Source organism: Stenotrophomonas sp. 704A1 (genome assembly GCF_030549525.1).
Classification (GTDB): Bacteria; Pseudomonadota; Gammaproteobacteria; order Xanthomonadales; family Xanthomonadaceae; genus Stenotrophomonas; species Stenotrophomonas tuberculopleuritidis.
Map to the genome: position 1 here is coordinate 1,801,549 of NZ_CP130831.1, position 16,930 is coordinate 1,818,478.

A 16,930-nucleotide genomic window follows, 5' to 3' on the forward strand; every position below is an offset into this window, starting at 1 on the left:
CATGCGCGACTGGCGCTGGCTGCTGTTGCTGCTGGCCCTGCTGCTAGCATGGCTGCAGTACCGTTTCTGGTTTGGTCCGGGCAACTCGGGAGATGTGATGATGCTCGAAGCCCAGGTCACCAGCCAGGAACGGGACAATGAGGGTCTGCAGCAGCGCAACGATGCGCTGGCTGCCGAAGTGAAGGACCTCAAGGAAGGCCAGTCCGCCATCGAGGAACGCGCGCGCAGCGAGCTGGGAATGATCAAGCCCGGCGAGAAGTTCTACCGCGTGGTCGAAGATGCGCCCTCGCGACCGGCGCCGCCTGCGCCGGTCGCCGCGCAGGTGGGCGACCACCCGGCGGACGTGCCATGAGCGCGGCGATCTGGGTGGTGGTTCCCGCTGCAGGGCGTGGCACCCGGTTCGGCGCACCACTGCCCAAGCAGTACCTGCAGGCGGGCGGGCAGATCCTGCTCGCCCATACCCTGGACGCACTGCTGGCGCACCCGGCCGTCGCCGGCGCGATGGTGGTGATCGGCCAGGACGATGCCGACTGGCCGGGCTGGAGCGAATGGTCCGGCAAGCCGGTATTGACCTGCGTGGGCGGTGCCACCCGCGCCGCCTCGGTGCTGGCCGGGCTGCAGGCGCTGCCGGACAGCGTGCGTGCCGATGAGTTCGTGCTGGTGCACGACGCGGCACGCCCGAACCTGTCGCTGGCCGATCTCGGGCGCCTGCTGGAAGCGGGCCGCACCGATCCGGTCGGTGCCATCCTCGCCGCCCCCGTGCGTGACACGCTCAAGCGGGCGGGCGACGATGGTGGCATCGATGGCACCGAACCGCGCGAACGCCTGTGGCGCGCGCTCACCCCGCAGCTGTTCCGCCGCCATCAGCTGATCCGCGCGCTGACCGAGGCCGCTGCCGCCGGCATTGACGTGACCGACGATGCCATGGCCATGGAGCGCCAGGGCCAGCGCCCGCTGCTGGTGGAAGGCAGCGAAGACAACTTCAAGGTCACCACCCCGGCCGATCTCGACCGGTTCGAATTCGTACTCTCCCGCCGCGCCGGCTGACGCCCGCGCGGCCCTGCTGCAAGGGCTGCATCCATGAGCACCTCCCCGTTCCCGCCCGTCCGCATCGGCCAGGGCTACGACGTCCATGCCTTCGGTGAAGGCGACCACATCATGCTCGGTGGCATCGCGGTGCCGCACAGCTGCGGTGTCCTGGCGCACAGCGACGGCGATGTGATCCTGCATGCATTGTGCGATGCCATGCTCGGCGCGATCGCGCTGGGCGACATCGGCCAGCATTTCCCGCCCAGCGACGCGCGCTGGAAGGGGGCGGACAGCAGCGAATTCGTCCGCCACTGCGACAGCCTGCTGCGCGAACGCGGCTGGCGTGTCGGCAACACCGACATCACCGTCATCTGCGAACGCCCGAAGGTCGGCCCGCACGCGCTGGCCATGCGCGAGCGCATCGGCCAGCTGCTGCAGCTGCCGCTGGATGCGGTCAGCGTCAAGGCCACCACCTCGGAGAAGCTGGGCTTCACCGGTCGTGGTGAAGGCATTGCCGCGCAGGCCGTGGTGCTGCTGGTGGCCGCATGATTCCGCTTCCCCTCGCGTTCGGCGAGCCGCTGCTGCGCGCGCGCATCCGTACCACCCCCGATGATTTCCAGGTCGACGAGCTGCCGGCCTTCGAAGCCACCGGCGAGGGCGAGCACCTGCTGCTGCACATCCGCAAGCGCGGCGCGAACACCGTGCACGTGGCCAGGCTGCTGGCCCGATGGGCAGGGCTGCCGGACATGGCGGTGAGCTATGCCGGCATGAAGGATCGCAATGCCGTCACCACCCAGCGCTTCAGCGTGCACCTGCCCAAGCGCGTCGCACCGGACCTGGCTGCATTGGCCAGCGACGAAATCGAAGTGATCGATGCGACCTGGCACAACCGCAAGCTGCAGCGCGGCGCGTTGGCAGGCAACCGTTTCAGGCTGGTGCTGCGCGACGTGCACGGCGATGCGGCTGCGATCGACGCACGGCTGCAGCAGATCGCCTCGCGCGGCCTGCCCAACTGGTTCGGTGAACAGCGTTTCGGTCGCGATGGCGGCAACGTGCCGGCGGCGCTGGCGATGTTCGCAGGCCGTCGCATGCGCCCGGACCAGCGCTCGCTGTTGCTGTCGGCGGCACGTTCGGCGCTGTTCAACCGGGTGCTGGCCGCACGGGTGGAGCAGGGCAGCTGGGACCGGCCACTGGACGGCGAAGTGTGGATGCTCGACGGCAGCCGCAGCGTGTTCGGGCCCGAGCCGTTCAGCGATGTGCTGGCCGAGCGCCTGGCCCGGTTCGATATCCACCCCAGCGCGCCGTTGTGGGGAGAGGGTGAGCTGCGCAGCAGCGATGCGGCACGCGCGCTGGAGCTGGGGGCGCTGGAGGATGAGCAGTCCCTTGCGTTGCGCGCCGGGCTGGAGAGCGCGCGGCTGAAGCAGGAGCGGCGCGCACTGCGGCTGCGCCCGGCCTTGCTGCAGCACCAGTGGCTGGGCCAGGACGTGCTGGAACTGTCGTTCGCGTTGCCGCCGGGATGCTATGCCACCGCCGTGCTGCATGAACTCGGCCCGGTCGAAGACGCCTCACAGGACTGATTGCCGGATGCCGTGGGCATATCCCGGCATGGCGTGGAACGCCTGAGGCATCGACTGGATCCACGCCGTGCGGGGATGCCGCGGTCAACGCCGCGCCAGCAGCACCAGCACTGCACCGGTGCCGCCCTGTGCGGTCGGCGCCGAATGGAAGGCCAGCACGTCGTTGCGCAGCCGCAACAGGCGATCGACCACGTTCTTCAGCACGGGCGCGCCGCCGTCCGCCTGCAGCCCCTTGCCGTGGATGATGCGCACGCAGCCTTGCTCGTGCGCATGTGCCTCCAGCAGGAACTGGCGCAGCATCGCCTCGGCCTGCGCGGCGGTCGCGCCATGCAGATCAAGCTCGTCCTGTACCGAGTACTGGCCGCGCTTCAGGCGCTGGAACAGGCGCGGGGGCAGGTTGTCGCGGCGATAGCTGGCCACATCGCCAGCTTCCAGCGGCGCGCTGTCGCGCAGCAGCCGGGCGAACTCTCCGGCCGCGTCGGCTTCATCGCGCTCGGCCATGCGTGCGCGCGGTTTCGGCCGTGGCGCGGCGGGCGCCGGCTCGACCTCCCTGCGCAGCGGCGTCACCTCACCGATGGCGGCACGGAACAGTGCTGCCGGATCTTCATCTTCAGGGTGCGACATGCGCACAGGGTAAACCGCCCGCGCCGGTCTGCCTATGACCGCCCGATGTCAGCCGTGACCGCCGACAGGGTAGGACCGGCGGCCGGCTTGCGGCACAATAGCGGACGCACTTGTGGAGGTGCCGCATCCCGTCGGGATGCCGGTCATCCTCGCCCACGCTGCAAGGTGACGGAATCGAATTCTTGGAAAATCAAGCGGTTAAATCGAAGATGCGCATCCTGGTCAGCAATGATGACGGTGTCGACGCTGCAGGCATCCGGATGCTGGCCTCGGTGTTGCGCGAAGCCGGTCACGAAGTCACGGTGGTCGCACCTGACCGCGACCGCTCCGGCGCCAGCAATTCGCTGACCCTGGACCTGCCGGTCCGGCTCAAGCGCATCGACCATTACACCGTGTCGGTCGCCGGTACACCCACCGACTGCGTGCACCTGGCGCTGACCGGACTGCTGGAATTCGAGCCTGACATTGTCGTGTCCGGCATCAACAACGCCGCCAACCTCGGCGACGATGTGATCTATTCCGGCACGGTCTCGGCGGCGATGGAAGGGCGCTTCCTCGGCCTGCCGGCGGTCGCGGTATCGCTGGTCACCCGCAATCACGATCCCCGGCACTTCGAGACCGCTGCGCGCGCCGCGGTGGAAATCGTTGCCCGGCTCAAGGCCGATCCGCTGCCGGCCGACACCATCCTCAACGTCAACGTGCCGGATCTGCCGTGGAGCGAGATCAAGGGCTTCGAAGTCACCCGCCTGGGCAACCGCCATCGCGCCGAGGGCTGCATCGCGCAGAAGGATCCGCGCGGCAACGAGGTGTACTGGATCGGGCCGGCCGGGCGTGAGCAGGACTCCGGCCCCGGCACCGATTTCCACGCCGTGCGTACCGGGCACATTTCGATCACGCCGATCCAGGTTGACCTGACCCGCTACCAGGCCCTGGAAAAGGTCGCCAGCTGGGTGGGCGGGCTGACCGCCGCGCTGGACCAGCCGGCATGAGCCCCCGCCTGCGCCTGCAGCCGGAGGCCGTTGGCATCGGCATGACCTCGCAGCGGGTGCGCGATCGTCTGGTCGATCGCCTGCGCGAAGCCGGCATCGCCGACGAGTCGACGCTGAACGCGATCCGGGTGGTGCCACGCCATCTGTTCATCGACGAGGCGCTGGCCTCGCGCGCCTATGAAGACACCGCGCTGCCGATCGGCCATGGCCAGACCATCTCGCAGCCGTGGGTGGTGGCGCGGATGACCGAAGCGGTGCTGCAGGTCGCTCCGAAAAAGGTGCTGGAAGTCGGCACCGGTTCCGGCTACCAGGCTGCCGTGCTGGGCGCGCTGGGCCTGGAGGTATACACCGTTGAGCGTATCGGCGACCTGCTGCGGCAGGCGCGCAAGCGGTTCCGTGCGCTGGGCATGAACATCCGCACCAAGCATGACGACGGTCGTGTCGGCTGGGCCGAGCATGGTCCGTTCGACGCCATCGTGGTCACTGCAGCGGCACCGGCGCTGGTCGATGCCCTGATCGAACAGCTGGCCGAAGGTGGCCGCCTGGTCGCGCCGGTCGGTGGCCCCGGCGCGCAGTCGCTGGTGCAGCTGGACCGCCGCGCCGATGGCAGCATCGAACAACGCGTGCTGGCGCCGGTCACCTTCGTGCCGCTGCTGTCTGGCATGCTGGATTGAATCCACGGAGCAGGGTTGCATGAAGATTTTCGGGCCGCTGTACGAGCGGGCGATGAAGTGGGCCGCGCACGAGCGTGCGCCGACCTATCTGACGGTGTTGAGCTTCGTTGAAGCAATCATTTTCCCGGTGATGCCGGAAGTGATGCTGGCGCCGATGTGCGTGGCCCAGCCCAGGCGCGGCTGGTGGTTCGCCACGCTCAGCCTGGCCGGCTCGATGGCCGGTGCGCTGGTCGGCTACGCGCTGGGTCACTACGCCTTCGAGGCGATCAAGCCGCTGTTCGAGATGCTGGGCATGCTGCCGGCGATCGAGCAGGGCATCGCCACCGTGCAGGCAAAGATGGCCGAGTCGCCGTGGGCGGTGTTCACGTTCCTGGTGCTGGGCGGCTTCATGCCGATCCCGATGAAGGTCTTCACGTGGGCTTCGGGTATCGTCGGCGTGCCGTTGCCACAGTACCTGCTGAGCATGTTGATCGGCCGCGGCAAGCGCGTCTACGTGCTGGCCGCGGTCATCCGCATCGGTGGTGCGCGTGCCGAAGCGGCGCTGCGCCGATGGATTGAACCGCTGGGCTGGATCGCCACCGCGTTGGTGGTGGTGCTAATCGCCTGGCTTGTATGGAGGTCGAAGTTCGCATGAGTGCAGATCGTCTGAGCAAGGGAGTGCGCATCGGCGCACTGGCGTTGCTGGTATCCACCCTGGCCGCCTGTGGCACCGCCACCGTGGTCCGGCCCAGCGGCGGCGGCGGCGTGAGCACGCCGAAGACCTCGGTGCCCAAACCGGGCCAGACCGTGGTCGTGCGCAAGGGCGACACCATCTATGCGCTGGCGCGCATCCATGACATCACGCCGGCCGACCTGATCGCCTGGAACCGCCTGGACAATCCGTCCACCATCTACCCGGGGCAGGTGATCCGTCTGTACCCGCAGGGGGCGGGCGGTGGCCGCGCACCGACCACCGTGGTGACCCCGCCACGTGGCAGCGGCAGTACCGGAACCAGCAGCCCGGCCCCGGCACCGGTCGGGCCGGTGAAGAGCAACATCGCCTGGCGCTGGCCGGCCGATGGCGCGGTGGTCGGCCGCTACGTGGCAGGCGACGCGACCAAGCAGGGCGTGGACATCGCCGGCACCAGCGGCGCGCCGGTACGCGCCACCGCCAACGGCGTGGTGGTGTATTCCGGTGCCGGCCTGGTCGGTTACGGCGAGCTGATCATCATCAAGCACAGCGACCAGTGGCTGTCGGCCTATGGCCACAACCGCAAGCGCCTGGTGAACGAAGGCCAGAGCGTGAAGGCCGGCGAGCAGATCGCGGAGATGGGCCGTACCGGCGCGAACCGGGACATGCTGCACTTCGAGATCCGCTACAACGGCAAGCCGGTGGACCCGCAGCAGTACCTGCCGGCGAAATAGACCGCGCAGACACGGTAGCGCCGGGCCACGCCCGGCGGCTTCCACACCGCGTCCATACACGGGTAGCGCCGGGCCATGCCCGACGGCTCTCTATAGGTAGCGCCGGGCCATGCCCGGCGACCTCAGCCTTCCAGAATGAACGCGGCAGCGACCTTGCGGCCTTCACCGGCCAGGATGTTGAAGGTGCGCGCAGCGGCCGGGTTGTTCATCACTTCCAGGCCGATGCCCCGCGACAGGCACGCGGCCATCACCACGGCGGGCGGGAATACCTGGCGGTCGCCGGTCCCGAGCACGATCAGCGCCGGGTTCAGTGCCAGGATCGGCTCCAGGTCGGCCACCTGCAGGTCGGAGGCGCGCGCAACCGGCCACTGCTCGACCAGCTGTTCAGGGCTCAGGAAGAAGCTGCTGCCCAGCACGCGGTCGTTGACCCGCGCCGAGCGGCCGTCGGCGGCGCGCAGGCTGTAGGCGTAGTCGGGCAGTTCGTGGTTCAGCTGCATGGCAGGGATGGTCAGCCGCGCGGCAGCACGATCTGACGCTGTTCCTTGCTGGGCCGGTACAGCACGGCCACATGGCCGATGCGCTGCACCAGGGCGCTGTCGGTGGCCTGCACGATCTCGGCGATCATCACGTCACGGGCCTCGCGGTCCTCGGCGGCGACCTTCACCTTGACCAGTTCATGGCGCTCCAGCACCTCGTTCAGCTCGGCGAGGAAGGCCGGGGTGACGCCCTTGCCGCCGGTCTGCAGCAGCGCCTTGAGGTCGTGGGCTTGGCCGCGCAGGAAACGGGTCTGGGAAGCGGTCAGGGCGATTGACATGCAGAAAACACGGTTGAATGGGGCGATCAGGGTATCATGACGACCCCATCAGCCCCTATTTCCAATGGCTACCCGCAGCAAAAGCAGCCAGCGCTGGCTCAAGGAACATTTCTCCGACCCCTTCGTGAAGAAGGCCCAGGCCGAGGGCATGCGCTCGCGCGCGGCCTACAAGCTCGAGGAGCTTCTCGAACGTGACCGCCTGCTGAAGCCGGGCATGGTCGTGGTCGACCTTGGCGCGGCCCCGGGCGGCTGGTCGCAGCAGGTGCGGAGACAGATGGGCGACAATGGCCGGGTGCTGGCACTGGACATCCTGGACATGCCGCCGCTGGCCGGGGTGGAGTTCCTTCATGGTGACTTCAGGGAAGAAGCTGTCCTATCTGAATTCGAGGGCATGCTCGGGGATCAGCGGGTGGACCTTGTGCTGTCGGACATGGCCCCCAATAAGAGTGGCGTGGGTGCGGTTGACCAGCCGCGGATGATGCACCTGGCAGAGCTGGCCCTGGAGTTTGCCGACAACCACCTCAAGACCGGTGGGGCGTTCCTGATCAAGCTGTTCCAGGGTGAAGGCTTTGACGACTACGTGCGCGACATGCGCCGTCGCTACGACAAGGTCTCCATCCGCAAGCCGGAAGCCTCGCGCAAGCGCTCGCCCGAGGTGTACGCCTTGGGTCAGGGAAAACGCGCCCACATGAAGTAAGCTCGCCGAGTACGCTCGACCCCAACGCAACACCGCACTGAGAGGAACACCGGAGCCAATGAGGATGAACGACTTGACCAAGAACCTCCTGCTATGGGTGGTCGTCGCCGTCGTGCTGATGGTGGTGTTCCAGAGCTTCTCGCCCAAGACCTCCGGGGCCGGCGCGCAGGGCGCGTCCTACTCGCAGTTCCTGGACCAGGTGGACTCGGGCAACGTGCAGAAGGTCGCCTTCGGCGGCGATACGCGCGGCGGTACCAGCCAGATCACCTACACCACCCGCGGTGGGCAGTCGTCCACCATCACCGCGCCGTTCGACCGTGACCTGATCAACGTGCTGCGGACCAAGAACGTGGAGATCGTGCAGGAGGAGCCGTCCAGCGGCATTTCCCTGGGCGCGATCCTGATGAACTTCCTGCCGGTCATCCTGATCATCGGCTTCTGGCTGTTCATCATGCGGCAGATGCAGGGCGGCGGTGGCGGCGCCAAGGGCGCGATGTCCTTCGGCAAGTCGCGCGCCAAGCTGCAGGGCGAAGACCAGATCAAGGTCACCTTCGCCGACGTCGCCGGCTGTGACGAGGCCAAGGAAGAGGTCGGCGAACTGGTCGACTTCCTGCGCGACCCGTCCAAGTTCACCAAGCTCGGCGGCAAGATTCCGCGCGGCGTGCTGATGGTCGGCCCGCCGGGCACCGGCAAGACGCTGCTGGCCAAGGCCATCGCCGGCGAAGCCAAGGTGCCGTTCTTCTCGATCTCCGGTTCGGACTTCGTGGAAATGTTCGTGGGCGTCGGCGCCAGCCGCGTGCGCGACATGTTCGAGCAGGCCAAGAAGCACGCGCCGTGCATCATCTTCATCGACGAGATCGACGCCGTCGGCCGCCACCGTGGTGCCGGCCTGGGCGGCGGTCATGACGAGCGCGAGCAGACCCTGAACCAGCTGCTGGTCGAGATGGACGGCTTTGAAGGCGGCGAAGGCGTGATCGTGATCGCCGCGACCAACCGTCCGGACGTGCTGGACCCGGCGCTGCTGCGCCCGGGCCGCTTCGACCGCCAGGTGGTGGTCGGTCTGCCGGACGTGAAGGGCCGCGAACACATCCTGAAGGTGCACATGCGCAAGCTGCCGCTGGCCGACGACGTCGAGCCGATGGTGATCGCGCGCGGTACGCCGGGCTTCTCCGGTGCGGATCTGGCCAACCTCTGCAACGAGGCCGCCCTGTTCGCCGCGCGTGGCAACGAGAAGGAGGTCCGCATGGACCACTTCGATCGCGCCCGTGACAAGATCCTGATGGGTGCCGAGCGCCGCTCGATGGCCATGAGCGAAGAAGAGAAGACCCTCACCGCCTACCACGAGGCCGGTCACGCCATCGTGGGCCGCCTGGTGCCCGAGCATGATCCGGTCTACAAGGTCACGATCATTCCGCGCGGTCGTGCGCTGGGTGTGACCATGTACCTGCCGGAGGGCGACAAGTACTCGATGAACCGCGTGGCGATCAAGTCGCAGCTGTGCTCGCTGTACGGTGGCCGTGTCGCCGAGGAACTGATCTTCGGTGCCGACAAGGTCACCACCGGTGCCTCCAACGACATCGAGCGCGCCACCAAGATGGCCCGCAACATGGTCACCAAGTGGGGCCTGTCGGACCAGCTGGGCCCGATCGCCTATGGCGAAGAGGATGACGAAGTGTTCCTGGGCCGCTCGGTCACCCAGCACAAGAGTGTCTCCAACGACACTGCGCGCCGCATCGATGAGGAAGTGCGCAACATCCTCGACGAAGCCTATGCACGCACCACCGAGCTGATGACGGCCAACCTGGACAAGCTGCATGCGATGTCGCAGCTGCTGCTGCAGTACGAGACCATCGACGCGCCGCAGATCGACGCCATCATGGAAGGCCGCGATCCGCCGCCGCCGGCGGGCTGGAACAAGTCCAACAAGGACGGTGGTGGCAACGACAAGGGCGGTGACGCCCGTCCGCTGCCGCCGATTGCCGGTCCGGCCGAGTCGCACTGACGATCGGCGCTACGCACTGCCTGACGAGGCCGGGGCAACCCGGCTTCGTCATTTCCGGGGCCTGGCCCGCCCTGATGTGAGCCATCTGCTGGAGCCCGTATGTCCCACCCGCCGCCGCAACCGATCTCCCACAACGTCGAAATGGTCATCGCCACCATCGTCGGCGTCGCCGTGGGCCTGACCGTGGACAACCTGCTGCTGGGCTGTGGCGTAGGCATCGCCGTCGGTGTCCTGCTGAGCATCATCAAGACGCTGTACGTGGACCGGAAGCGCCGCCAGCAGCGCTGATGGGGTTACGCCGGGCTTCGGCTTCGGCCGTTGCTGCTGCGGGTGCAGGGCGCCGCCCTGCCGAACTAAACTACCCGCCGTTGTTCCTGCAGGATTGCCCATGTTCGATACCTCGCCCCAGCTCGATTGCGCCGGCCGCATCCTGCATCTGGACCGTGCCCGGGTCATGGGCATCGTCAACGTCACCCCGGATTCGTTTTCCGACGGCGGCAGCCATGACACCACCGAGGCGGCGGTCGCGCACGGCCTGAAGCTGGTCGAAGAAGGCGCGGACCTGCTCGACATCGGTGGCGAATCCACCCGCCCGGGCGCCGCGCCGGTGCCGGTCGAGGAAGAACTGCGCCGGGTGCTGCCGGTGATCGAGCAGCTGGCGGCGCGGACCGCGGTGCCGATCAGCATCGATACCTTCAAACCGGAGGTCATGCGCGCGGCCGTAGCCGCCGGCGCCGGCATGATCAACGACATCTTCGGCCTGCGCCAGGACGGCGCGCTGGAGGCGGCCGCCGAGAGCGGCGTGCCGGTGGTGCTGATGCACATGCAGGGTGAGCCGGGCCACATGCAGGCCGACCCGCAGTACGACGACGTGGTCGCCGACGTGCATGGCTTCCTTGTGCAGCGCCTGTTCGCCGCCGAGATGGCAGGCATCGCCAGGAAGAACCTGCTGATCGATCCCGGCTTCGGCTTCGGCAAGACCACCGCGCACAACATGCTGCTGCTGGCCCGCTCCGAGCGCTTCCTGGAACTGGGGGTGCCTCTGCTCGCCGGGCTGTCGCGCAAGCGCAGCCTCGGTGAGTTGACCGGGCGTGCCTCACCGGCGGAGCGCGTCGCTGCGTCGGTGGCGGCGCATCTGATCGCCGTGCAGCGCGGCGCGCGCATCGTCCGCGTGCACGATGTCGCCGCGACGGTGGACGCGCTGCGTGTGTGGCAGGCGGTCGACGCCGTGCCGGCGATGCGGGTGGACGCCAGGCCCTCGATCCGCTGGCCGGACGACGAGTGATGGCGGCCGACCGGCGCCCGCTCGCCATCGCGGTGATGGGGCCGACCGCCAGCGGCAAGACCGCCACCGCGATCGCCCTGGCCCGGCAGCTGCAGGGGGAGATCGTCAGCGTCGACTCGGCACTGGTCTACCGCGGCCTGGATATCGGTTCGGCCAAGCCCGACGCGGCCGAACGCGCGCAGGTACCGCACCACCTGCTGGACCTGCGCGATCCCTGGCAGACCTATTCCGCGGCCGAGTTCGCCGCCGATGCCGGGCGTGTGGTGGCCGATATCATTGCCCGTGGCAGGATGCCGATCCTGGCCGGTGGCACCGGACTGTATTTCCGTGCCCTGCTGCAGGGGCTGTCGCCGATGCCGGAGGCCGACCCGGCGATGCGCGAGGTGCTGAGCGCCGAGGCCGCCGATCGCGGCTGGGCCGCCCTGCATGCGGAGCTGGCCACCGTCGACCCGGCCGCCGCCGCGCGCATTCACGCCACCGACCCCCAACGCATCCAGCGGGCGCTGGAGGTCTACCGCCTGACCGGCATCCCGATCAGTGAGTGGCAGCGCCGGCCCGGTGTGGCGCCGCTGCCGGTGCGCACGCTGAAGCTCGTGCTCGCCCCCGGCGAGCGGGCGGTCCTGCACCGGCGCATCGAGGCCCGTTTCGACGGCATGCTTGCCCAGGGCTTTCTCGACGAGGTACGTGCGCTGCGCCGGCTGCCGCAGATGGCCGCCGTCGCTGCGCCGCTGGACCTGCCGGCGGTGCGCGCGGTGGGGTACCGGCAGGCCTGGGAATACCTGGACGGGCAGGGCGATGCCAACCGGTTCCGTGACAGGGCGATCTTCGCCACCCGGCAGCTGGCCAAGCGCCAGCTGACCTGGCTGCGCGGCGAGCTTGATGCACGCTGGTTCGACCCCCATATCGACCAGGAGCGGCTGGCGGCCGCGGTGTCGGCCTTCGTCGCACGCTGAACCGACGCTGGCCGTGTACCATCATGGGCCGGCACGCGGCTCGGGCTCGCGGCAACGGCCGGCAACCAATAAGAACAATAATCAGGAGTGTGCAATGTCCAAGGGGCAATCGCTGCAGGATCCTTTCTTGAACGCACTGCGGCGCGAACGCGTGCCGGTTTCGGTGTACCTGGTCAACGGCATCAAGCTGCAGGGCACGATCGAGTCGTTCGATCAGTTCGTCGTCCTGCTGCGCAACACCGTCAGCCAGATGGTCTACAAGCACGCCATCTCCACCGTGGTGCCCGCGCGCAACGTCAAGGTCGGCCCGGGGGGGGGTTATGTGCAGTCAGGTGAAAATGGTCAGGCGGGTGATGAAGCAGACGAGTAATACCGGAGCGGTGAATGTTTGACCGCTCGAAGAAGGGTGAACACGCCCTGCTGATCCAGCCGCATTTCGGCAAGCTGGAAGACGATGTGCTGGAGGAGTTCGGTGATCTGGCCCGCTCGGCAGGGGCCAGCATCGCTGCGACCATCACCGCGCGCCTGGACCGGCCCAATCCGTCGACGCTGATCGGCAGCGGCAAGCTGGACGAGATCAAGGCGGCGGTCGAAGCGACCGGCGCCGATCTGATCCTGGTCAACCATGCGCTGAGCCCGGGGCAGGAGCGCAACCTGGAGCGTTTCCTTGAGCGCCGGGTGATCGACCGCACCGGGCTGATCCTGGACATCTTCGCCCAGCGCGCGCACAGCCATGAAGGCAAGCTGCAGGTCGAGCTGGCGCAGCTGCGCCACCTGGCGACGCGCCTGGTGCGTGGCTGGACCCACCTGGAGCGCCAGCGCGGCGGTTCGATCGGCCTGCGCGGCCCGGGTGAAACCCAGCTGGAAACCGACCGCCGCCTGCTGCAGAAGCGGGTCGAGCAGCTGCAGAAGCGACTGGAGAAGGTCGAGGTGCAGCGCACACAGATGCGCCGGGCGCGCCTGCGCAGCGAGCTTCCGCGCGTTGCGCTGGTGGGCTACACCAATGCCGGCAAGTCGACGCTGTTCAACGCGCTGACCGGCGCCGAGGCCTATGCGGCCGACCAGTTGTTCGCCACCCTGGACCCGACGGTGCGCCGCATCGCGGTGCCCGGTGGCAGCGTGGTGCTGGCCGATACCGTGGGGTTCGTGCGCGATCTGCCGCATGACCTGGTTGCCGCGTTCCGGTCGACGCTGTCCGAAGCGCGCGAGGCCGATTTCCTGCTGCACGTGGTCGACGCAGCCGATCCGCACCGCGAGGAGCGCATCGCCCAGGTCGATGAGGTGCTGGCCGCGGTCGGCGCCGGCGACCTGCCGCAGCTGCTGGTGTTCAACAAGATCGACCGCATCGACGGTGCCGGCGTGCGCCACGATGGCCAGGACGGGGTGCCCGATGACGCCCGTCGCGAGCGGGTGTGGATTTCCGCGCGCGACGGCCAGGGCATGGAGCTGCTGCAGTCCGTGCTGGGCAAGCGCCTGGGCCTGCAGCACGTCACCGGCGAACTGCGCCTGCCGTCCAGCGCCGGTCGCCTGCGTGCGCGCCTGCACCAGCTGGAGGTGATCCGCAGCGAGCAGGCCGACGAGGACGGCTGGCTGCTGCAGGTCGATCTGCCGATCGCCGAGGCCGAGAAGCTGGCCGCCAGCAGTGACGGCGCGCCGATCCGCGCGCTGTTGCCGGAGAAGCCGCCGGAGTGGTGAGCCTGTGCCGGGCCCCGCCCGGCGCGCGCGACACGACCGCTCAACTGCGGTACAACGTGCAGGTTCTTCTTCCCCGCGATCCCGATGTCCTTCCCCACCGACGCCGATCTCCATGCCCAGGCCGCCGCGCTGGGACAGCGCCTGCAGCAGGCCTCGCTGCAACTGGTCACCGCTGAAAGCTGCAGCGGCGGCTGGATCGCCAAGAGCATGACCGATATCGCCGGTTCCTCGGCGTTCTTCGACTGCGGCATGGTGGTGTACAGCTACGAGGCCAAGCAGCGCCTGCTGGGCGTGCGTGCACAGACGCTGGAACAGTTCGGCGCGGTCAGTCGCGAAACCGTGCTGGAAATGGTGTCCGGCGCACTGGTCAATTCCGGGGCCGGCATCGCGGTGGCGGTCACCGGCATCGCCGGCCCGGGCGGCGGCAGCGCGGACAAGCCGGTCGGCAGTGTCTGGATCGGGTGGAAGCGCCGTGGCGGCTACGCCCGTGCCGAACTGTTCCACTTCGACGGCGACCGCGAAGCCATCCGCCGGCAGACCGTGGCCGCGGCATTGCGCGGCATCGACGCCCAGCTGTGACATGCTGCTCCGGCAATCCACCGGAGTAGGCAACGATGTGGGAGACGCTGGGTACCGTCCGTGACCTTGGCCGGCTGCAGGAAATCGCTGCGGTCCTGATCCGTTACGGCTTTGGCGATGTCGTGCGCCGCATCGGACTGGCCACCGTGCTGGAGCGCGCCGGTCGCCTGCTGCACTGGAACGAAGAGCGCCAGGAAATGCTGCGCATGACCGCGCCGGTGCGCGTGCGCAGTGCGTTGCAGGATCTCGGCCCGACCTTCGTCAAACTGGGGCAGGTGCTGGCGACCCGCGTCGACCTGCTGCCGCCGGACTGGATCACCGAGCTGTCCGAACTGCAGAACGCCGTGCCGGCGCTGCCCTACGCAAAGATCCGGGAACAGCTGGAGAGCGACCTGGGTGCGCCGCCGGTGCAGGTGTTCGCGTTCCTGGACGAAACCCCGATGGCCGCCGCGTCGCTGGCCCAGGCCCACCGCGCACGCCTGCACGACGGCCGCGAGGTGGTATTGAAAGTCCGTCGGCCGGGTATCCGCGACGTGGTCGAGGCGGACCTGCGCCTGTTGGCGCGGCTGGCCGAGATCGTCGAAGCGCGCCTGCCGGATCTGCGCCGCTACCGTCCGGCCGAAGTGGTGCAGCAGTTCACGGTGTCGCTGCGGCGCGAGCTGGATTTCGCCGCCGAATGCCGCAACGCCGAGCGCATCGCACGCAATTTCGATGGGCGTGACGACATCCTGATCCCCGGCGTGCACTGGCAATGGACCTGCGAGAGCCTGAACGTGCAGGACTTCGTCGACGGCCTTCCCGGCCGTGACCTGGCCGCGGTCGATGCCGCCGGCCTGGACCGTCGTGAACTGGCGCGGCGGGGGGCCGACATCGTATTGAAGATGGTGCTGGAGGACGGCTGCTTCCACGCCGATCCACATCCGGGCAACATCATCTACCTGCGCGACGGCCGTATCGGCGTGATCGATTTCGGCATGGTCGGTGCCCTGTCCGAAGTGCGCCGTTTCCAGGTCGCGCAGCTGCTGCATGGCCTGGTCGAACAGGACCCGCAGGGGGTGGCCGACGTGCTGCTGGACTGGGCGGGCGGGGTGGAGGTGGACGAGAACCGCCTTCAGCACGACATCAGCCAGTTCGTCGACCAGTATCGCGGCGTGCCGCTGAAGGACCTGCGGATCGGCCTGATGCTGGGCGACATCACCCAGCTGCTGCGCAGCTACAGCCTGACCCTTCCGGCCGACCTGGCGCTGATGATCAAGGCCTTCCTGACCCTGGAGGGCATGGGGCGCCAGCTCGACCCGGACTTCGACATGGCCAGCGCTGCCCGCCCGTTCCTGGAGCGGGTGGTGCTGCAGCGCTACGCGCCCCGGGCGCTGCTCAAGCGTGGCCGGCGCAGCCTGCTGGGCATGATCGACTTCGCCGGCGAACTGCCGCGCGACCTGCGCAAGCTGGTCCAGGCGGCCCGCCGCGGGCGCCTGCAGCTGAAAGTGGAAACCAGCGCGCTGCAGGGATTTGGCGACCAGGTCAATCGCGCCGCCAACCGGCTGGTGATGGGCATCGTTACCGCAGCGCTGATCATCGGCAGTTCGATCGTGATGCACAGCGTCGGCGGCGTCTCCAGCCGCTGGCTGCTGGCACTGGGCGTCGGCGGCTTCATTGGCGCCGGATTCTGCGGCGTCTGGATCCTGTTCTCGATCTGGAGAAGCGGCAAGCACACCTAGTGCGCTTGCCGCAGCGGTTGCCGCCGGGAACTGCGGCATCGCGCAGCGATTCCTGGAAAGCCGAGCCATGCTCGGCGGCTTTTGCTTTCGCCTTTGTCTATGGCAGCCGGGCCGTGCCCAACCGGCCCGCACCACGCCATGGCGTACCCGGCACTTGCAGTCCCGTGCGTTAGTAGTAATACTACTAACCATGGACCTGACCGACACCCAGCAGGCGATCCTGCAGTTGATCGCCGAGCGTATCGAGAGCGAGGGCGCGCCGCCGTCGCAGACTGAAATTGCCCGTGCGTTCGGCTTCAAGGGCGTTCGCGCGGCGCAGTACCACCTGGAGGCGCTGGAACAGGCTGGAGCGATCCGTCGCATCCCCGGGCAGGCCCGCGGGATCCGCCTGGTGCAGGCGCCGCAGGTGGAGAAGCTCGCCGAGCCGGAGCTGCCGGACAGCGTGCTGCGTCTGCCGGTGCTGGGCCGGGTCGCGGCAGGCCTGCCGATCAGCGCCGATATCGGCTCGGATGATTTCGTGGTGCTGGACCGGGTGTTCTTCTCGCCGGCACCGGACTACCTGCTGAAGGTGCAGGGCGACTCGATGATCGACGAGGGCATCTTCGACGGTGACCTGATCGGCGTGCACCGTACCCGCGATGCCCATTCCGGGCAGATCGTGGTGGCGCGTATCGATGACGAGATCACGGTCAAGCTGCTGAAGATCGCCAAGGACCGCATCCGCCTGCTGCCGCGCAACCCCGATTACAAGCCGATCGACGTGCTGCCGGACCAGGATTTCTCGATCGAGGGCCTGTACTGCGGGCTGCTGCGGCCCAATCGTTGAACGCTTCACCCTGCATTTTCCGCGGTCTTTTGTGGCGATTCTCTGGTTCCGCTGAGGTTGGTAC

General features: G+C 68.2%; 21 protein-coding genes. 18 read left to right on the forward strand and 3 right to left on the reverse strand.

Translation table 11 applies throughout. The annotated features are described in order from the left end of the window. The first annotated feature begins 1 nt into the window (after position 1). Genes ftsB through truD form a run of 4 tightly spaced genes read left to right on the forward strand, consistent with a single transcriptional unit; the run spans position 2 to position 2,606 of the window. Positions 2–352 (forward strand): cell division protein FtsB, encoded by a 351-nt coding sequence (gene ftsB / locus Q5Z10_RS08500; protein ID WP_303638660.1) that lies wholly within the window; start codon positions 2–4, stop codon positions 350–352. After that, positions 349–1,047, forward strand: coding sequence for a 2-C-methyl-D-erythritol 4-phosphate cytidylyltransferase (gene ispD / locus Q5Z10_RS08505; protein WP_303638661.1), 699 nt, complete (start codon positions 349–351; stop codon positions 1,045–1,047). The genes ftsB and ispD overlap by 4 nt, the downstream gene beginning before the upstream one ends. 33 nt (positions 1,048–1,080) lie before the next feature. Continuing rightward, positions 1,081–1,578, forward strand: a complete 498-nt coding sequence (ispF, locus tag Q5Z10_RS08510) for a 2-C-methyl-D-erythritol 2,4-cyclodiphosphate synthase (RefSeq protein WP_303638662.1) — start codon at positions 1,081–1,083, stop codon at positions 1,576–1,578. Beyond that, the gene (gene truD / locus Q5Z10_RS08515; RefSeq protein ID WP_303638663.1) at positions 1,575–2,606 is read left to right on the forward strand and encodes a tRNA pseudouridine(13) synthase TruD; all 1,032 of its coding nucleotides are present in this window, start codon (positions 1,575–1,577) and stop codon (positions 2,604–2,606) included. Before ispF ends, truD begins: the two co-directional genes overlap by 4 nt. 84 nt (positions 2,607–2,690) lie before the next feature. On the opposite strand, the gene Q5Z10_RS08520 is transcribed toward truD, so the two are convergent. Beyond that, positions 2,691–3,230 carry a Smr/MutS family protein gene (locus tag Q5Z10_RS08520; RefSeq protein ID WP_303638664.1) on the reverse strand — a complete coding sequence of 180 codons (540 nt, stop codon included), beginning with the start codon at positions 3,228–3,230 and terminating at the stop codon, positions 2,691–2,693. A gap of 209 nt (positions 3,231–3,439) precedes the next feature. On the opposite strand from Q5Z10_RS08520, the gene surE reads away from it, so the two are divergent. The 4 genes from surE to Q5Z10_RS08540 are packed head-to-tail and all read left to right on the forward strand — an operon-like array spanning position 3,440 to position 6,297. After that, positions 3,440–4,219, forward strand: a complete 780-nt coding sequence (gene surE / locus Q5Z10_RS08525) for a 5'/3'-nucleotidase SurE (RefSeq protein ID WP_303638665.1) — start codon at positions 3,440–3,442, stop codon at positions 4,217–4,219. Beyond that, positions 4,216–4,893, forward strand: a complete 678-nt coding sequence (locus tag Q5Z10_RS08530; RefSeq protein ID WP_303638666.1) for a protein-L-isoaspartate(D-aspartate) O-methyltransferase — start codon at positions 4,216–4,218, stop codon at positions 4,891–4,893. Before surE ends, Q5Z10_RS08530 begins: the two co-directional genes overlap by 4 nt. 19 nt (positions 4,894–4,912) lie before the next feature. Then, a complete protein-coding gene (locus tag Q5Z10_RS08535; RefSeq protein ID WP_303638667.1) occupies positions 4,913–5,527 on the forward strand; it encodes a YqaA family protein in 615 nt (204 codons plus the stop codon). Next, a complete protein-coding gene (locus Q5Z10_RS08540) occupies positions 5,524–6,297 on the forward strand; it encodes a peptidoglycan DD-metalloendopeptidase family protein (protein ID WP_303638668.1) in 774 nt (257 codons plus the stop codon). The genes Q5Z10_RS08535 and Q5Z10_RS08540 overlap by 4 nt, the downstream gene beginning before the upstream one ends. A gap of 122 nt (positions 6,298–6,419) precedes the next feature. Here Q5Z10_RS08540 and Q5Z10_RS08545 read toward each other — a convergent pair whose 3' ends face one another. Further along, positions 6,420–6,794: an Mth938-like domain-containing protein gene (locus Q5Z10_RS08545; RefSeq protein ID WP_303638669.1), complete on the reverse strand. Its 375-nt coding sequence runs from the start codon at positions 6,792–6,794 to the stop codon at positions 6,420–6,422. 11 nt (positions 6,795–6,805) lie between these two features. Next, the gene (gene yhbY, locus Q5Z10_RS08550; protein ID WP_303638670.1) at positions 6,806–7,111 is read right to left on the reverse strand and encodes a ribosome assembly RNA-binding protein YhbY; all 306 of its coding nucleotides are present in this window, start codon (positions 7,109–7,111) and stop codon (positions 6,806–6,808) included. Positions 7,112–7,175: 64 nt separating this feature from the next. Here yhbY and rlmE point away from each other — a divergent pair, with 64 nt between their 5' ends. From rlmE to lexA, 10 genes are all read left to right on the forward strand, one after another. Next, positions 7,176–7,808: a 23S rRNA (uridine(2552)-2'-O)-methyltransferase RlmE gene (gene rlmE / locus Q5Z10_RS08555; RefSeq protein ID WP_303638671.1), complete on the forward strand. Its 633-nt coding sequence runs from the start codon at positions 7,176–7,178 to the stop codon at positions 7,806–7,808. 64 nt (positions 7,809–7,872) lie between these two features. Further along, positions 7,873–9,810: an ATP-dependent zinc metalloprotease FtsH gene (ftsH, locus tag Q5Z10_RS08560; protein ID WP_303638672.1), complete on the forward strand. Its 1,938-nt coding sequence runs from the start codon at positions 7,873–7,875 to the stop codon at positions 9,808–9,810. Positions 9,811–9,909: 99 nt separating this feature from the next. Continuing rightward, a complete protein-coding gene (locus Q5Z10_RS08565; RefSeq protein ID WP_303638673.1) occupies positions 9,910–10,098 on the forward strand; it encodes a hypothetical protein in 189 nt (62 codons plus the stop codon). A 100-nt stretch (positions 10,099–10,198) separates the two neighbouring features. Then, positions 10,199–11,095, forward strand: a complete 897-nt coding sequence (gene folP, locus Q5Z10_RS08570) for a dihydropteroate synthase (RefSeq protein ID WP_303638674.1) — start codon at positions 10,199–10,201, stop codon at positions 11,093–11,095. After that, complete coding sequence (gene miaA, locus Q5Z10_RS08575; RefSeq protein ID WP_303638675.1) at positions 11,095–12,048, forward strand: tRNA (adenosine(37)-N6)-dimethylallyltransferase MiaA; 954 nt, start codon at positions 11,095–11,097, stop codon at positions 12,046–12,048. Before folP ends, miaA begins: the two co-directional genes overlap by 1 nt. 94 nt (positions 12,049–12,142) lie before the next feature. Continuing rightward, positions 12,143–12,418 (forward strand): RNA chaperone Hfq, encoded by a 276-nt coding sequence (hfq, locus tag Q5Z10_RS08580; RefSeq protein ID WP_079221450.1) that lies wholly within the window; start codon positions 12,143–12,145, stop codon positions 12,416–12,418. 14 nt (positions 12,419–12,432) lie between these two features. Beyond that, a complete protein-coding gene (gene hflX, locus Q5Z10_RS08585; RefSeq protein WP_303638676.1) occupies positions 12,433–13,743 on the forward strand; it encodes a ribosome rescue GTPase HflX in 1,311 nt (436 codons plus the stop codon). An 84-nt stretch (positions 13,744–13,827) separates the two neighbouring features. Beyond that, on the forward strand, positions 13,828–14,322 hold the full coding sequence (locus Q5Z10_RS08590; RefSeq protein WP_303638677.1) for a CinA family protein: 495 nt from the start codon (positions 13,828–13,830) through the stop codon (positions 14,320–14,322). A gap of 35 nt (positions 14,323–14,357) precedes the next feature. Further along, positions 14,358–16,040, forward strand: a complete 1,683-nt coding sequence (ubiB, locus tag Q5Z10_RS08595; RefSeq protein WP_303638678.1) for a 2-polyprenylphenol 6-hydroxylase — start codon at positions 14,358–14,360, stop codon at positions 16,038–16,040. A 190-nt stretch (positions 16,041–16,230) separates the two neighbouring features. Then, positions 16,231–16,866, forward strand: a complete 636-nt coding sequence (gene lexA / locus Q5Z10_RS08600) for a transcriptional repressor LexA (RefSeq protein ID WP_303638679.1) — start codon at positions 16,231–16,233, stop codon at positions 16,864–16,866. Positions 16,867–16,930: the final 64 nt, after the last annotated feature.

What these genes read in the sequence shown, in the direction of transcription:
- ftsB (WP_303638660.1), top strand. Translation starts at nt 2, where the DNA reads ATGCGCGACTGGCGCTGGCTGCTGTTGCTGCTGGCCCTGCTGCTAGCA.
- ispD (WP_303638661.1), top strand. Translation starts at nt 349, where the DNA reads ATGAGCGCGGCGATCTGGGTGGTGGTTCCCGCTGCAGGGCGTGGCACC.
- ispF (WP_303638662.1), top strand. Translation starts at nt 1,081, where the DNA reads ATGAGCACCTCCCCGTTCCCGCCCGTCCGCATCGGCCAGGGCTACGAC.
- truD (WP_303638663.1), top strand. Translation starts at nt 1,575, where the DNA reads ATGATTCCGCTTCCCCTCGCGTTCGGCGAGCCGCTGCTGCGCGCGCGC.
- Q5Z10_RS08520 (WP_303638664.1), bottom strand. Translation starts at nt 3,230, where the DNA reads ATGTCGCACCCTGAAGATGAAGATCCGGCAGCACTGTTCCGTGCCGCC.
- surE (WP_303638665.1), top strand. Translation starts at nt 3,440, where the DNA reads ATGCGCATCCTGGTCAGCAATGATGACGGTGTCGACGCTGCAGGCATC.
- Q5Z10_RS08530 (WP_303638666.1), top strand. Translation starts at nt 4,216, where the DNA reads ATGAGCCCCCGCCTGCGCCTGCAGCCGGAGGCCGTTGGCATCGGCATG.
- Q5Z10_RS08535 (WP_303638667.1), top strand. Translation starts at nt 4,913, where the DNA reads ATGAAGATTTTCGGGCCGCTGTACGAGCGGGCGATGAAGTGGGCCGCG.
- Q5Z10_RS08540 (WP_303638668.1), top strand. Translation starts at nt 5,524, where the DNA reads ATGAGTGCAGATCGTCTGAGCAAGGGAGTGCGCATCGGCGCACTGGCG.
- Q5Z10_RS08545 (WP_303638669.1), bottom strand. Translation starts at nt 6,794, where the DNA reads ATGCAGCTGAACCACGAACTGCCCGACTACGCCTACAGCCTGCGCGCC.
- yhbY (WP_303638670.1), bottom strand. Translation starts at nt 7,111, where the DNA reads ATGTCAATCGCCCTGACCGCTTCCCAGACCCGTTTCCTGCGCGGCCAA.
- rlmE (WP_303638671.1), top strand. Translation starts at nt 7,176, where the DNA reads ATGGCTACCCGCAGCAAAAGCAGCCAGCGCTGGCTCAAGGAACATTTC.
- ftsH (WP_303638672.1), top strand. Translation starts at nt 7,873, where the DNA reads ATGAACGACTTGACCAAGAACCTCCTGCTATGGGTGGTCGTCGCCGTC.
- Q5Z10_RS08565 (WP_303638673.1), top strand. Translation starts at nt 9,910, where the DNA reads ATGTCCCACCCGCCGCCGCAACCGATCTCCCACAACGTCGAAATGGTC.
- folP (WP_303638674.1), top strand. Translation starts at nt 10,199, where the DNA reads ATGTTCGATACCTCGCCCCAGCTCGATTGCGCCGGCCGCATCCTGCAT.
- miaA (WP_303638675.1), top strand. Translation starts at nt 11,095, where the DNA reads ATGGCGGCCGACCGGCGCCCGCTCGCCATCGCGGTGATGGGGCCGACC.
- hfq (WP_079221450.1), top strand. Translation starts at nt 12,143, where the DNA reads ATGTCCAAGGGGCAATCGCTGCAGGATCCTTTCTTGAACGCACTGCGG.
- hflX (WP_303638676.1), top strand. Translation starts at nt 12,433, where the DNA reads ATGTTTGACCGCTCGAAGAAGGGTGAACACGCCCTGCTGATCCAGCCG.
- Q5Z10_RS08590 (WP_303638677.1), top strand. Translation starts at nt 13,828, where the DNA reads ATGTCCTTCCCCACCGACGCCGATCTCCATGCCCAGGCCGCCGCGCTG.
- ubiB (WP_303638678.1), top strand. Translation starts at nt 14,358, where the DNA reads ATGTGGGAGACGCTGGGTACCGTCCGTGACCTTGGCCGGCTGCAGGAA.
- lexA (WP_303638679.1), top strand. Translation starts at nt 16,231, where the DNA reads ATGGACCTGACCGACACCCAGCAGGCGATCCTGCAGTTGATCGCCGAG.